The following is a 14,329-nucleotide window of genomic DNA, read 5'->3' on the forward strand; positions in this document are numbered from 1 at the left end:
CGAGGTTCTGTCAATGGCGGGTAGCCGGAACGTTGACCTCACGGCTGACCTGCATCGATCGGTGTTGATCTGTGCGGACAATCACTCGGAAGTGACTTTCCCGTGTCCGATTCGTAATGTCGGGGCGGCTTTGCGTGCGCCGTATCCCCCGAATTCGCGGCGCGCGTTCCCCGAGCGAAGAAAATGGTGCACCAGGATGTCCGGAAGACATCGCTCCCGGTCGCTGTCGTGGCGGCTGCCAGTCGGGGCCGGCGTGCTCGCCGCCCTCGGACTGGTCGCCCTCGTGTGGCTGACGGGCACTACCCCGGGCGGTGGGCAGGTCTCGGCCGCCGACCGCCTCGCCCTCAGCGCTCCGCAGTCGAGCGCTTCGCTGTCCGGCGTCCCCGTGCCGGACAGCACGACGCCGAGCCGCCCGACGCCGAGCAGCGCGACCCAGACGACCCCCAGCACGTCCGTACCCGGCACGTCGGCCGCGTCCCCGAAGCCGACGACGAAGCAGCCGGTCGCCAAGACCAAGCCGAAACCCCCGCCCGCGGCAACGAAGACCCTGTCCGCTGGTAAGGCGTGTTCGTCCACTTTGGCCGGTGCGCAGCCCGGCGCGGCCCAGGTGGGCAACCACATCCTGACCAAGTTCAAGGTGAGCTCCGTCGGCGGCCGCGCCGGCCGAGGGGGCGCGAGTGACCACCCCACGGGTCTCGCGCTCGACTTCATGGTCGACACCGCAACCGGCAACGCGCTCGCCGCGTACGTGCTGGCCCACCAGAGCGAGTTCGGCGTGACGTACGTGATCTGGCGCCAGCGCATCAACATGGGCAGCGGCTGGGAGCCGATGGAGGACCGCGGCAGCCCCACCGCGAACCACTTCGACCACGTGCACGTGTCGTTCAAGGCCGGCGCGAAGGTGTCCGTCACCTGCTGAGCGGGTGACGGACACCGGACGGGCCCCGGCTACGGGGTCGGCTTGCCCTGTTTCTCGATCTGCTGCTGGATCGACGGCCAGAACTGGTACATCTGCGTCGGGTACGGCAGGTTCGGGAAGTACTTCTGGTACAGCTTGAGGAACGTGCCGTCGTTCGCGAGAGCGGTGAGCTCCGTGTTGTAGGCGTCGAGGAACTTCGTCAGCTTCTTGCCGACCGCCTCGGCGCCCGGCTGGTCCTGCGGTGAGGTCAGCGCGACCTTGAGCTTGCCCGGGTGCTCGGTGAAGATCTGCCCGACGTGCGTCGAGCCGAGCACCATCGCGTCGAGGTTGCCCGCGAGCAGCTGGTTCACGCCCGCGCCGTCGGTGGCCTCGGACACCAGCTGCGACGTGGTCATCTTCTTCTTGGCGAAGTCCTCCTGCGTGCTGTTCGCGCCGGCGCCCACGCGCTTGCCGGCGAGGTCCGGGATGGACTTCGCGGTCGAGCTCGCCGGCACCACGACCACGTTCTGGCCCCAGAAGATCGGCTTCGTGAACGCCACGCTCTTCTTGCGTTCGTCGCTCGCGACCAGCCCCACCGACATCAGGTCGTACTGACCGCTGGTGAGACCGGGGAGTCCGGCTTGGACGGTGGTCGTCTTGTAGACGATCTTGAGGTGCATCCGGTCCGCGATGAGGTTGTTCAGGTCGACGAGCAAGCCGACCGGTTTGCCGCTGGCGTCGGGGGAGACGAACGGGTAGTCGCCCGCCGTGACCGCCGCCGTGATGGTGCCGGGCTGCGCGAGACCGAAGTCGTCGCCGGCCGCGGAGTCGCCTCCGCCGCACGCGGTGACCGAGGCGGCGGTGAGTGCGGCGAGGCCGAGCGCACCGAGCGCGCGCCGCAGGGGAAGTCGATTCATGGGTCTCCTTCGCCAGACCAGGAGGGGAGGGGAGGGGAGAGCGGGGACAGCGGGGAGCGCTGATGATGGAGCGGAACTATAGGCTATAGAACTTCAGAACGTCAACGACGTGTAGTGCCGGCTTCACCACGGCGTCTTCGGGAAGATCAGTGCAGGTCGGAGGCGGTTCCGACGGGCGATCCGCTCGGCGAGCGCCGAGATCACGAGCCGGTAGGCGTCGCCGGTGAGGTGCAGACCGTCCTCGTGCACCGGCTCTCCGGCGGCGACGAGCGGCGCCACCGCGGCGTCGGTGTCCACCGAGTTCGCGGCCGAAACGACCTCGCGCAGCACTTCGCGGTACGTGTCGAGCACGGCGTTCGTGCGTCCGCGCCTGCCGACGCCGTCGATCTCCTCGATCGAGGGCGGCAGGAACCCGATGAGCGTGGCCGGGGCGAAGGCATCGGCGATCGCCCGCAGGTTCTCGGTGTACGCGTGGAGCTCTACCAGCCGGTCGGGTGCGCAGTCGTTGGCGCCGAAGGACAACACCACCACGTCCGGCTCGGTCTTGGCGATCGTGGCCGCGCGGCGCGCGCCGTCGTCGCTCTTCCAGCCGCCCGCGGCGCAGTTGAAGACGACCACGTCGCCGGCCTCGGCTTCGAGCTGGTCGATGCGGGGCTTGGTGAACCGGCCCAGCATGCTGTCGCCGAACAGGACGATCTTCTTCACTCGTCGCCGCCTTTCCACGGTTGACAATCTGGTACTTGTCGCTTAGAAAATACCAACACTCGGAGGCGAGCCGGAAGAGGTGAAGCGGTGGCGCGTGACTGGACCCGCGCCGAAGTGGAGCAGCAGCTCCACGGCCGCAGCAACTGGGGCCGCTGGGGTGCCGACGACCAGGTCGGCGCCGTCAACCTGATCACCGCCGCCAAGCGGGCCGAAGCCGCACAGCTGGTGCGCTCGGGCCGCTCGGTGTCGCTGAGCCGGCCGTTCCCGACCCGGCCGAACGCGGACAACCCGCGTCCGGCTTCGCACTACACGACCAAAACGCCCCGCGGCACCGGCGGGATCTCCGGTGACTACTACGGCATCGAGTACCACGGCGTCGCCTCCACCCACGTCGACGCGCTGTGCCACGTCTGGGACGAGCGCGGCCTGTGGCAGGGCCGCGACCCCGACGTGGAACTCACCTCGCGAGGCAGTCGCTGGGGTTCGGTGGACCACTGGCGCGAAGGCATCGTCACGCGCGGGGTCCTGCTCGACGTGCCGGCCTTCCGCGGCGAGCCGTACGTGACGCTCGACCGGCCGGTGCACGGAGCCGAGCTCGAAGCGATCGCCCAGGCGCACGGCGTCACCGTCGGCCCCGGCGACGCCGTGGTCGTCCACTGTGGACGCGACGCGTGGGACCGCGAGAACCCGCCGTGGGGCACCGAGGCGAGCCGGCCGGGCCTGCACGCCTCCTGCCTGGAGTTCCTGCGCGACCACGACTGCGCCGCGCTCGCGTGGGACATGCTCGACCGCGCCCCGAACGACGGCGGAGTGCCGTGGACCGTGCACGGCGCGATCTTCGCCTACGGGCTGGCCGTAGTGGACAACTGCGCACTCGAACCGCTGGCTGCCGCGTGTGCCGAGGAAGGTCGTCACGAGTTCCTCTTCGTGGTGGCGCCGCTCGTGGTCGAGGGCGGGACGGGTTCGCCGGCCAACCCGCTGGCGCTGCTGTGAGCGCGCTCAGGCCTCCAGCGCGGCGATCGCCCGGCGGCCGAGGCTGCCGAGCACGTGCTTCTTCATGGTCCGCTCGGCCGTGCGGGCGTCCCCCGCGATCACGGCCTGGGCGATCTCGACGTGCTCGCGCCGCACGCGTTCCTGGTCGGCCGGGGAGTCCGGTTTGGACTGCAGGCCGATCAGCCGGTAGCGGTCGGCCTTGTCCCAGAGCCCTTCGAGCAGCGTCATCAGCAACGGGTTGTGCGAGGCCGTGTAGATGCTGCGGTGGAACGCGCGGTGCACGAGCAGCGAATCGAAGCCGGTGGACGTGCTCAGCGGCTCGAGGTCCTTGAGCGCGGACTCGATCGCCGTGATGTCGGCGTCGGTCCGGCGCGTAGCGGCGAGCTTGGTGGCCAGCGGGTCGAGGCGTTCGCGGACCTCGAAGAGGCTGCGGGCCTCCTCGGCGTTGAGCCGGCTCACCCGGGCGTCGCGGTGCGCGTCGATCGTCACGAGCCCCTCGGCGTCGAGCCGCCGCAGCGCCTCGCGCAGGGGAGTGGTGCTCACGCCGAGTTCCGCCGCGAGCTGCTCCTGGGAGATGGACTGGCCCTGGATCAGCTCGCCGGCCAGGATGCGCCGGCGCAGCTCCTCGTAGACGTACGCGTTCTTCGTGAGGGCTGGGCGGGGGTGGGTCATCGGCCTGGCATCTCTCTCCGCGGGCAAAGGGGGACCGCAAGGATATCGGTCTCCCTCCCGCTCGGTGGGCAGGCTGTGGCCTGCGGCCTGCATCCTGTCGGGCCGGACGAGGCGACCTCGTGGGTCCGCCCGGCCGGAGTTGTCGCATCACACAGGGTCCAGAAGCCCTTCGTCGAGTTTATAGCCTATATCGTTTTCGTCCGTAGCACACCGCTCGTGCCCGTCCCCTGAACCCCGAGGAGTCCCCACCGGCCATGACCACCACCACCGAGCCCGACTCGCAGGGAGCCCACTTCGTCGGCGCGACCCCGTTCTTCGCCTCCGGCCACGACCAGCGCCTGTCCTACGGGCTGTTCGTGCCGACCGACCACACGCCCGAGGCCGCCCCGTTGCCGCTGGTCGTGGTGCAGCACGGCACCGGCCGCTCGGCCGAGCGCTACCGCGACCAGTGGGCGGACTTCGCGACCCGCCACCGGTGCGTGATCCTCGCGCCCCTGTTCCCGGCCGGCATCGGCAAGCGGCGCGAGCTGCACAGCTTCAAGTTCCTGGAGTACGACGGGATCCGCTTCGACGAGGAGCTGCTGCACATCGTCGAAGAGGTCGGCGAGGAGTTCAACACCGAGACCGAAACCTTCTTCCTGCACGGTTTCTCCGGCGGCGGGCAGTTCGCGCACCGGTTCTTCTACGCCCACCCCGGCCGCCTCGCCGGCATCTCGATCGGCGCGCCGGGCCGCATCACGCAGCTCGACGACTCGCTGCCGTGGTGGCTCGGCACCGGCGGGTTCCGCGAGAAGTTCGGCATCGAGCTCGACCTCGCGGCGCTGCGGCGCGTGCCGGTGCAGATGGTGGTCGGCTCCGCGGACGTGGAGACGTGGGAGATCAACAACGCCGGCGGTCCGAACTGGATGGACGGCGTGGAGAAGACCGGCCGCACGCGCATCGAGCGCATCGAGACGTTGCGCGACAGCTTCGAGCGCAGCGGGCTCTCCGTGCGGTTCGACGTGGTGCCCGGGGTGGCCCACCAGGGCAGCCGGGTGATCCCCGTGGTCCAGGACTTCTTCGCCGGCCTGCTCGCGAACCGTGTGAAGTGAACACTTCAGCCGTTGACTATCTTGTCGAACCTGCTACCGTGAGCGCCACGTCACAGTTATAGTCTATAAGACGACCTGCCGGCCGGTACCGTCGCCGACCCCGCTGAGCCCGGGTCCGCGCGCACTCCCGCGGTCCGCGGCCGAACCGAGGTAAGGACACCTGGTCCCATGGGCGATTTCCTGCATTCCTTCTTCGACATCCACCAGATCCTCGCCGTCCTGCCCTCGCTGCTCGGGGAGGGCCTGCGCAACACGTTGATCATCGCGTCGCTCGCGCTGGTCCTCGGGCTGGTGGTGGGCCTGCTGCTGGCGATGCTGCTGATCTCCACGCGCTGGTGGCTGCGGATGCCGGCCCGCGTCTACGTCGACGTGTTCCGGGGCCTGCCGGCCATCGTCACGGTGAGCCTCATCGGCATCGGGCTGCCGTCGGCGGGTGTGCGCTTGTTCGGCCAGTCGCCGATGGGCTACGCGATCCTCGCCGTGGGCCTGATCAACGCGGCCTACATCGCGGAGATCTTCCGCTCGGGCATCCAGAGCGTGCCGCCCGGCCAGGCGGAGGCGGGCCGCAGCCTCGGGATGAGTCACCTGAGCACGCAGCTGCTCGTCGTGGTGCCCCAGGGCATCCGCAACGTGCTGCCGGCGCTGGCGAACCAGTTCATCGTGGCGGTGAAGGAGAGTTCGCTGGTGTACCTGCTCGGCCTGGCCGTCGGTGAGCGCGAGCTGTACTTCATCGCGCAGCAGGCACAGTCCATTTCGTACAACTCGTCGTCGTTCGTGGCCGCGGGCCTGGTCTACATCGTGTTCACGGTGCCGCTGACGCACCTGGTGAACTGGTTCGACAAGCGGTTGCGGGAAGGCCGCCGCCCGGCGAGCGGCGGGAGCGGCCCGGCCGCGACGCCGCAGCCGCTGATCCCCGTCGGGGCCACCGGATTCGAAGCGGGAGCGTGAAGATGAACCAGGTCACGACGTCTCCCGAGGCCGCGGACGAGGCGAAGGCCGAGGTCCCCGCCATCGAGCTGGTCGACATCTGCAAGTCCTTCGGTGCCGTCGAGGTGCTCAAGGGCGTGTCGGCGACGGTCGCGCGCGGCGAGACCGTGTGCCTCATCGGCGCCTCGGGCTCGGGCAAATCGACCCTGCTGCGGTGCGTGAACCTCCTGTCCCCGCCGACGTCGGGCACGATCCGGCTGCACGGGCAGACGATCACCGACCCGAAGGTGGACCTCAACGCCGTGCGCTCGCGCACCGGCATGGTGTTCCAGCACTTCAACCTGTTCCAGCACAAGAGCGCGGTGGACAACATCGCGCTCGCGCTGCGGCGCGTACGCAAGATGTCGCGCGACGAAGCGCGGGAACGCGCGTTGCAGCAGCTGGACAAGGTCGGCTTGCGGGCGCTGGCGTCGGCGCGGCCCTCGCACCTGTCGGGCGGCCAGCAGCAGCGCGTGGCGATCGCGCGTTCGCTCGCGATGGAGCCCGACATCATGCTGTTCGACGAGGCGACCTCGGCGCTCGACCCCGAGCTGGTGAAGGGCGTGCTCGACGTGATGCGCGACCTCGCGACGGCGTCCGGGATGACGATGATGGTGGTGACGCACGAGATGAACTTCGCCCGCGAGGTCGCCGACCGCGTGCTGTTCGTGGACAGCGGCGTGATCGCCGAGGAGGGCCCGGCCCGGCAGCTGCTGACCGACCCGCGCACGCCGCGGCTGAAGTCGTTCCTTTCGCAAGTTTTGTGATTCGGTAAGAGTTTCCGCACGAGAACGGTGAGCATGAGCAACGCCTTCGAGGACCCGGCGCCGACGTTCGACCCGGGCCCGGTCCACACCCTGCTGCAGACCATGGCCGAGCGCGGGATGCGCGTGCACTCCCTGCTCGTGCACCGCCACGGGCGGACGGTGCTGGACCTGTGGCAGTGGCCGCACGAACCCGGCCTGCGGCACAAGGTGCACTCGGCCACGAAGAGCTTCACGTCCGCGGCTGTCGGGTTCGCCGAGGCCGAGGGCCTGCTCTCCCTCGACGATCCGGTCGTCGGCTTCTTCGCCGACCGGCTGCCCGGCGAGCCGAGCGAGAACCTCGGCCGCATGCGCGTGCGCGACCTGCTGACGATGTGCACGGGCCACGCGCGCGGACTGTCGGGCGCCACCACGCGGCTGCGGCGCACGGGCTGGGTCGACGAGTTCCTCGAGGAGCCCGTGGTCGAGCTGCCGGGGCGCAACTTCACCTACAGCAGCACCACGAGCCACGTGCTGTCGGCGATCGTGCAGCAGGTCTCCGGTCAGGCGATCGACGAGTACCTGCGGCCCCGCCTGTTCGACCCGCTCGGGATCACGGACTACACCTGGGAACGCGACCCCGAGGGCGTGTCCAGCGGCGGCAACGGGCTTTCGCTGCGCCCGCGCGACCTGCTGAAGTTCGGCGTCCTGCACCTGCGGGACGGCGCGTGGGAAGGCTCCCGCGTGCTGCCGGTCGGCTGGGTGCAGAAGGCTTCGGCGCTGCACGTGCGCCGCGCGATCAGCGGGGAGTGGAACGGCAAGGAGCTCGTGCCGCCCGCGCCCGACGTCGTCGCCGAGGAGGGGTACGGCTACCAGTTCTGGACCACCGAGGCCGGGATCTACAGCGCTTCCGGCATTTTCGGCCAGGAGTGCATGGTTTTCCCGCACCACGACGGGGTCGTCGTGATCACCGGCGCCATGGGGGACGGCAGCTACCACGACCTGCCGGGGATGTTGCGGTCCGCGTTCACCGCGGCCTTCGAGAGCCCGGCCCGGGAACAGTCCGAAGTGGACGCGCTGGGCGCGTGGGTGGACCGCGTGCGGGAGCCGGAAACCGTCGGTGCCGCGGTGCAGCGGGCCGGGTTCACGGCGACGTACGACTTCGAGCCCAACGAGCAGGGTCTCGTGTCGCTGGCGGTCGAGGTCCGCGACGGGTCGGTGCACGTCGTCGTCGAGGACGAGCTGGGCCGGCACCCGATCGACCACGGCGTGGGCACGTGGACGCGCCAGGACACCGGCGTCAGCGTGTGGCGCCTGCACCACTCCTACCAGGACCCGACCGCCGCCGTCCTCGCTGCCGGGCAGTGGTGGTCGGCCGACGAGCTGCACCTGACGTGGCACTTCCTGGAGTCGCCGTTCGTCGACCGGCTCGACCTGACCTTCGACGGCACCGGGGTCACCGTGGGCCACGCCACGAACGTCAACTCCGGGCCGACGACCCTGCCGCCGGCGCGCGGCGAGCTCCGCAAGTAGTCCCCCGGCCCCGGCCGTGGGGTCTGCCGCACCGACGGCGGACCCCACGGCCGGTTTCACTTGGTCAGGCCCGCAACGCGGCGAGCGCCCGCCGCAGCCGTTCCAGGAACTGGCTCACGTGCGTGTCCTCCCACACCAGCGGCGGGCGCACCTTCAGCACGTCACCGCGCGGGCCGGTGGAGCCGGCGAGCACGGCCTGCCCGACCAGCTCCGACACGAGTGCGCGCGTGACTTCGCGGGACGTCGACGCGCCCGAGCCGAGCACGTCGACGCCGGCGAGCAGCCCGGTGCCGCGGACCTCGCCGAGCAGCGGTTCCTCCGCGGCCAACGCCCGCAGGCCCTCCCGCAGGAACGTGCCCGTCGCGGCGGCGCGGGCGGGCAGGTCGGTGAGGCTGAGGACGTCGAGCACCGCGTGGCCGGCCGCGGCCGCAGCCGGAGTGGCGGCGAAGGTGGAGAAGTACTCGTAGCTGCCCGCGAGCGCGTCGGCGATCTCGCGCCGCGCCACGACGGCGCCGATCGGGTAGCCGGCGCCCATCGGCTTGCCCAGCGTCACGAGGTCGGGGGTCACGCCGGCGAGCAGGAAGCGCCACAGCTGCGGACCGCTGCGGCCGTAGCCCGACTGGACCTCGTCGGCCAGGTACAGCGCGCCCGCCGTGTGCGCGCCCGCGACCAGGCCCGTCACGAACTCGCCCGGCACGTCGAGGATGCCTTCGGACGTGAACTGCGAGTCCGCGAGCACGAGGGCCGGGCGTTCCCCGGCGGCGCGCAGGGTCTCGTCCGCCCGGCGGATCCGTTCGGCCGCAACGGTCTCCGTCAGCTCGTCAGCCGGGCCGTGCGGTGCCTCGAACGTCGCGACGTGCGCCGGCCGGTAGCCCGCGGGCCACTCGTTCGAGCTCAGGTCCGCCATCCACTTCGACGCCCCGTGGTAGGCGTGCTCGGCGATCACGGCCGCGCCGGCGCCGGTGTACTCGGTGGCCAGACGCCAGGCCAGCTCGTTGGCCTCGGTGCCGGACGTGGTGAACAGGACCGTGTCGAGCGGCGCCGGCATCGTCGCGAGAATGCGTTCGGACAGCTCGACGATCCCCGCGTGCAAGTAGCGCGAGTGCGTGTTGAGCTGGGCCAGCTGCCGGCTTACCGCCTGCGTCACCGCGGGGTGCGTGTGGCCGATGACCGCGACGTTGTTGTACGCGTCGAGGTAGCGCGCGCCGTCGCGGGCGTAGAGCCACGGCCCCTCGCCGCGCACGATCTCCAGCGGCCGCCGGTAGAACAGCGGGGCGAGCTTGCCGCCCATGGCCTGCGCGCGCCGCGCCGGGAGGCTGTCCGGCGAGATCGCCGCCGTGAGGTCCCGCGTGCCCGCCAGGCGCGCCAAGCGGTCGGCGAGCTCGCGCACGGACAACGCCGACAGCAGCTCCAGCGCCTGCTCGCTGTTGGTGTCGTACTGCGTGATGTAGCGGTGGTTGTCCGCGTGCGGCCCCCGCCGGGTCGCCGACACCGCGAGTGTCGTGAGCAGGCGCGCGATCACGAGCTCACCCAGCACCGCCACCTCGGCGGGGGACAGCGAGCGGTGGCGCTGGTAGCCACGCAGCACGGCGTCGGTCAGGCGCCACAGGCGGTCCGCGTCGCCGCCGCTGAGGCGCAGCACGGAGGTCAGCGTCACAGCGAGGTCGGCGACGGCGGCCGTGTGGTGCATGTCGCCGAAGTCGATCACGCCGGTCACGCTCGCGCGCGAGGCCAGCACGTTGGTGAGGGTCACGTCGGCGTGCTGCACCCCCGCCGGGAGCGTGGCCGTGGCGGCCAGCGCGGGCGCGACGCGTTCGGCGAGCTCGCCCAGCCGCCCGGTCGCGATTCCGGCCGCCGCCAGGACTTCCGGCATCCGCCGGATGTCCCACATCAGCGTCCGGCCGGCCGAAGGGTGGAAGAACCCTTGCAGCGCCACGGAAATGCGCGCGGCGACCGCGCCGACCTGCTCGGCGAGACCGGCGTCGAGCGGTCCGCCTTCGAGCGGTGAACCGGGCAGCAGCGTGATGAGCCGGGCCAGGCATTCGCGTCCGGCGTCGTCCCGCGGGCGCGCGACGGGTTCGCCCGCGGTGTTCGCGACCGTCTCCGGCACCGGCAGCTCCGGGTCGGCCGCGTGCACGTGCTCCAGTGCGCGGGTCTCCATGTCCACGACGTCGGCCTGCTCGGCGGGGTTGGAGATCTTGAGCACGAACCGGCCGTCGACGAGCACGTTGAGGTCGCGTTCGCTGTCGAGCGGCTCGAGCACCGGGTCGGTGAGCGCCCAGTGCTCGCGGAGCACGGCGTGAAGGCCCTCGGGGGAGAACTTCGGTGCCGGCTCGGCGAAGATGCCGGTGGCGGTGGTCATGCGGGGGAGCTTCCTTTCGGCGGAGACCCGCGCTCAGGACGGCGCGGGCGGGTCGTCGGTCAGCGGGTCGGGCGCGAGCACCTCGAGGTCCACGCGCGGGAACAGGTACCGGCCGGGCAGCCCGGCCTCGATCGTGAACGGCCGGTCGTGGCCCGGGTACACCACGTCGGCCCGCGTCCGCACGAGCTCGATCGACGCGGCGGCCGCGTCCTCGCTCGCCGCTGTGGTGGCGCGGCCGGCGCGCAGAGCGCGGGAGGAGGGGACGGCGTCGCCGGTGAGCAGCGCCGTGCCGTCGGCGGTTTCGACGGTGAGGCCGAGCGAACCCGCGGTGTGGCCGGGCAGCCCGGTGATCGTGACGCCGGGTGCTAGTTCGAGCCCGTCAACGCCGTCGTGCAGCGCCAGGCCGGCGAAGATCGCGTCCGTCCACGGGGGAGTGACGGGGTCGCCGGGCGCGAGCGCGCGTTCGGCCGGGTGCAGGAACACCTGGGCGCGGGTGAACAGGTCGGCGTTCTGCACGTGGTCGTAGTGCGCGTGGGAGAGCACCAGCGTGTCGACGTCGCGCACGCCGAGGCCGTGGCGCGCCAGCGCCCGGTGCAGCGCGCGGCGGCGGCCCGCGTGGCCGCAGTCGAACAGGATGCGCCGCCGCGGCGTCTGCACGAGGTAGACGCCGCAGAACCCGATGCTGCCCTGGTCGGACGAGAGGCCGTAGCCGAGCAGCAGCGGTTCGACGACGGGCGCGGGATCAGTCAAGCTCACCTCGCAGGATCAGCCGGTGGACGTACGGCAGCACGCCGCCGTTCGCGTAGTAGGCCGCTTCGCGCGGGGTGTCGAGGCGGGCGCGCACGGCGAACTCGAACGCGGGCCGGTCCGCCGGGCGCACGCGCACCGTCAGCGGCCGCGCCGGATCCTCGACGACGCCGGCGATCCCGGCGAGGTCGAACTCCTCCGTGCCGTCGAGCCCGAGCGAGGCCGCGCTGTCGCCGTCGAGGAACTGCAGCGGCAGCACGCCCAGCGCCACGAGGTTGGACCGGTGGATCCGCTCGAACGACTGCGCCAGCACGGCTTTCACCTTGAGCAGCGCGGTCGTCTTCGCCGCCCAGTCGCGCGACGAGCCGGTGCCGTACTCCTGGCCGGCGATCACGATCAACGGCACGCCGGCCGCGGCGTACGACTCCGAAGCCTCGTGGATGGGCACGAGCGCGCCGTCGCGGGTGAAGTCGGGGGTGACGCCGCCGCCCTCCGGCGCGAGCAGGTTGGCCAGCCGCGGGTTGGCGAAGCCGCCGCGCACCATCACCTCGAAGTTGCCGCGGCGCGAGGCGTAGGTGTTGAGGTCGGTCTCGCCCAGGGCCGTGAGGTAGCGCCCGGCGCTGCTCGCCGCGGGGATGCGGCCGGCGGGGCTGATGTGGTCGGTCGTCACGGAGTCGCCCAGCAGCAACAGGGTGCGGGCGCCGGTCACGTCCGCCGGCGTGGCGACGGTTTCGCTCACCTCGTCGAGGAACGGCGGGCGGCGCAGGTAGGTCGAGTCCGGCTCCCACGCGAAGTGGTGGCCGTCGGACTCGGGCACGCCGGCCCAGTGCTCGTCGCCGCCGAACACGTCGGTGTAGGCCTCATGGAACAGCTCGGGCGTGAGGTGCGCCCGCACGACCTCGTCGATCTCGGCGTCGTCCGGCCACAGGTCCGCGAGCAGCACGGGCTCCCCGTCGGCGTCGACCCCCAGCGGCTCGGTCGTCAGGTCGTGCTTGACCGAACCGGCCAGCGCGTAGGCGACGACGAGCGGGGGAGAAGCGAGGTAGTTGAGCGAGACGTCGTTGTTGATGCGCCCGTCGAAGTTCCGGTTGCCCGACAACACGGACGCCACCACGGCGCCGCGCTCGGCCACCGCCTCGGCGGCGCTGGGCAGCAGCGGGCCGGAGTTGCCGATGCACGTCATGCAGCCGTAGCCGACGAGCTGGAACCCCAGCTCGTCGAGCGGTCCGGTCAGCCCCGCGCGCGCCAGGTACTCGGTGACGGTCTTCGACCCCGGCGCGAGGCTCGTCTTCACCCACGGCTTGGCGGTCAGGCCGCGCTCGCGGGCGTTGCGCGCGAGCAGACCCGCGGCGACCATCACGTGCGGATTGGACGTATTGGTGCACGACGTGATCGCCGCGATGGCGACAGCACCATCGGGGATCTGGGCGCTCGGTTGCTCCGCCGGGCGCGAAGCGCGCACGCGGTCGATGGCGGCCGTGGCGTTGGCCGGCACGGCGGCGAGCGGCACGCGGTCCTGGGGCCGGCGCGGCCCGGCGAGGGAAGCCGTCACACCTGAGAGGTCGATCCGCAGGCGCTCGTCGTAACGCAGGTCCGCCGAAGGATCGTGCCAGAGGCCCTGTTCCTTCGCGTACGTCTCCACCGCGGCGACGTGGCCGGGCGTGCGGCCGGTGAGGCGCAGGTAGCCGATTGTGGCGTCGTCGATGGGGAACATCGCGGCGGTGGCGCCGAACTCGGGGCACATGTTGGAGATCGTCGCGCGGTGCGCGAGCGGGATGCGTGCCACGGCGTCGCCGGTGAACTCCACGAACTTCCCGACCACGCCGTGCGCGCGCAGGGTTTCGACGACCGTGAGCACGAGGTCCGTCGCCGTCACGCCGGGGCCGAGCTCGCCCGTCAGCTCCACGCCGACCACCGGCGGCACGAGCATGCTCAGCGGCTGGCCCAGCAGCGCCACCTCCGCCTCGACGCCGCCGACGCCCCACGCCAGCACGCCCAGTGCGTTGACCATCGTCGTGTGCGAATCGGTGCCCGCGCAGGTGTCGGGGAACGCCCAGCCGTCGCGGCGTTCCACCACGCTGGCGAGGTACTCGAGGTTGATCTGGTGCATGATCCCCGTGCCGGGCGGCACCACGTGCACGCCGTCGAGCGTCTCGCCCCACTTGAGGAAGCGGTAGCGCTCGGCGTTGCGGCGGTACTCGATCTCGACGTTGCGGCGCAAGGCGTCGGCCCGGCCGGACACCTCCGTGGCCACGGAGTGGTCCACGGTCAGGTGGCTCGGGATGCGCGGGCGCACGCTGCGGGGATCACCCCCGGCCGCGGCGACGGCGTCGCGCAGCGCGGCCAGGTCCGTGAGCACGGGCACGCCGTTGGTGTCGTGGAGGAACACCCGCGACGGCGAGAAGGCGACGACGTCCTGGGCCGCGTCGGAACCGCCGTGTACCAGCGCCGTGATGTGCTCGGCCGTGACGGTGTGGCCGTCTTCGTGCCGCAGCAGGTTCTCCAGCAGGATCTTGTGGCTCAGGGGCAGCCGCTCGGCGCCGGGGACGGCGTCGAGCCGGTGCACCCGGTAGCTCTCGCCGCCGAGGTCGAGGTGGGCGAGGCTGCCGAAGCTGTCGTGCCCCGCGGTGGCGGAAGTGACTGCGGTGTTCGAAGCCGAGGTGTTCGACGCTGTACTCAAGGCGCTCCTTCCATACAGCTTA

12 protein-coding genes are annotated in these 14,329 nt (G+C 71.4%); 6 read left to right on the forward strand and 6 right to left on the reverse strand.

All coding sequences use genetic code 11. From position 1 onward, the window contains the following. Nucleotides 1-196: 196 nt before the first annotated feature. Entirely contained in the window at nucleotides 197-919 is a 723-nt protein-coding gene (locus tag ACQPXB_RS17770) for a hypothetical protein (protein WP_432853401.1), read from the forward strand. Between the two features lie 29 nt (nucleotides 920-948). On the opposite strand, the gene ACQPXB_RS17775 is transcribed toward ACQPXB_RS17770, so the two are convergent. Both ACQPXB_RS17775 and ACQPXB_RS17780 read right to left on the reverse strand, forming a co-directional pair. Then, nucleotides 949-1,815 (reverse strand): substrate-binding periplasmic protein, encoded by an 867-nt coding sequence (locus ACQPXB_RS17775; RefSeq protein WP_366578036.1) that lies wholly within the window; start codon nucleotides 1,813-1,815, stop codon nucleotides 949-951. Nucleotides 1,816-1,938: 123 nt separating this feature from the next. Further along, entirely contained in the window at nucleotides 1,939-2,520 is a 582-nt protein-coding gene (locus tag ACQPXB_RS17780) for a GDSL-type esterase/lipase family protein (protein ID WP_432853404.1), read from the reverse strand. Between the two features lie 87 nt (nucleotides 2,521-2,607). On the opposite strand from ACQPXB_RS17780, the gene ACQPXB_RS17785 reads away from it, so the two are divergent. Then, entirely contained in the window at nucleotides 2,608-3,513 is a 906-nt protein-coding gene (locus tag ACQPXB_RS17785) for a cyclase family protein (protein WP_386953409.1), read from the forward strand. A gap of 6 nt (nucleotides 3,514-3,519) precedes the next feature. On the opposite strand, the gene ACQPXB_RS17790 is transcribed toward ACQPXB_RS17785, so the two are convergent. Beyond that, nucleotides 3,520-4,185, reverse strand: a complete 666-nt coding sequence (locus tag ACQPXB_RS17790; RefSeq protein WP_386953412.1) for a GntR family transcriptional regulator — start codon at nucleotides 4,183-4,185, stop codon at nucleotides 3,520-3,522. A gap of 254 nt (nucleotides 4,186-4,439) precedes the next feature. Here ACQPXB_RS17790 and ACQPXB_RS17795 point away from each other — a divergent pair, with 254 nt between their 5' ends. The 4 genes from ACQPXB_RS17795 to ACQPXB_RS17810 all read left to right on the forward strand — a co-directional run bounded on the left by ACQPXB_RS17795 (nucleotide 4,440) and on the right by ACQPXB_RS17810 (nucleotide 8,518). Beyond that, nucleotides 4,440-5,276: an alpha/beta hydrolase gene (locus ACQPXB_RS17795; protein ID WP_366578044.1), complete on the forward strand. Its 837-nt coding sequence runs from the start codon at nucleotides 4,440-4,442 to the stop codon at nucleotides 5,274-5,276. A gap of 168 nt (nucleotides 5,277-5,444) precedes the next feature. Then, nucleotides 5,445-6,224 (forward strand): amino acid ABC transporter permease, encoded by a 780-nt coding sequence (locus ACQPXB_RS17800; protein ID WP_366578046.1) that lies wholly within the window; start codon nucleotides 5,445-5,447, stop codon nucleotides 6,222-6,224. A gap of 2 nt (nucleotides 6,225-6,226) precedes the next feature. Further along, nucleotides 6,227-7,009: an amino acid ABC transporter ATP-binding protein gene (locus ACQPXB_RS17805; protein ID WP_386953414.1), complete on the forward strand. Its 783-nt coding sequence runs from the start codon at nucleotides 6,227-6,229 to the stop codon at nucleotides 7,007-7,009. 33 nt (nucleotides 7,010-7,042) lie between these two features. Next, nucleotides 7,043-8,518 (forward strand): serine hydrolase domain-containing protein, encoded by a 1,476-nt coding sequence (locus ACQPXB_RS17810; protein WP_432853411.1) that lies wholly within the window; start codon nucleotides 7,043-7,045, stop codon nucleotides 8,516-8,518. 64 nt (nucleotides 8,519-8,582) lie between these two features. Here ACQPXB_RS17810 and ACQPXB_RS17815 read toward each other — a convergent pair whose 3' ends face one another. From ACQPXB_RS17815 to acnA, 3 genes are read right to left on the reverse strand one after another with little or no spacing between them, the layout of a single operon-like run. Next, on the reverse strand, nucleotides 8,583-10,880 hold the full coding sequence (locus ACQPXB_RS17815) for an aminotransferase class III-fold pyridoxal phosphate-dependent enzyme (RefSeq protein ID WP_432853414.1): 2,298 nt from the start codon (nucleotides 10,878-10,880) through the stop codon (nucleotides 8,583-8,585). 33 nt (nucleotides 10,881-10,913) lie between these two features. Then, nucleotides 10,914-11,630, reverse strand: coding sequence for an MBL fold metallo-hydrolase (locus tag ACQPXB_RS17820; protein WP_432853417.1), 717 nt, complete (start codon nucleotides 11,628-11,630; stop codon nucleotides 10,914-10,916). Beyond that, nucleotides 11,623-14,307: an aconitate hydratase AcnA gene (gene acnA, locus ACQPXB_RS17825; protein ID WP_432853420.1), complete on the reverse strand. Its 2,685-nt coding sequence runs from the start codon at nucleotides 14,305-14,307 to the stop codon at nucleotides 11,623-11,625. The genes ACQPXB_RS17820 and acnA overlap by 8 nt, the downstream gene beginning before the upstream one ends. Between the last annotated feature and the right edge of the window lie 22 nt (nucleotides 14,308-14,329).

Origin of the sequence: Amycolatopsis sp. CA-161197 (assembly GCF_050942255.1) — a bacterium.
Lineage (GTDB): Bacteria > Actinomycetota > Actinomycetes > Mycobacteriales > Pseudonocardiaceae > Amycolatopsis.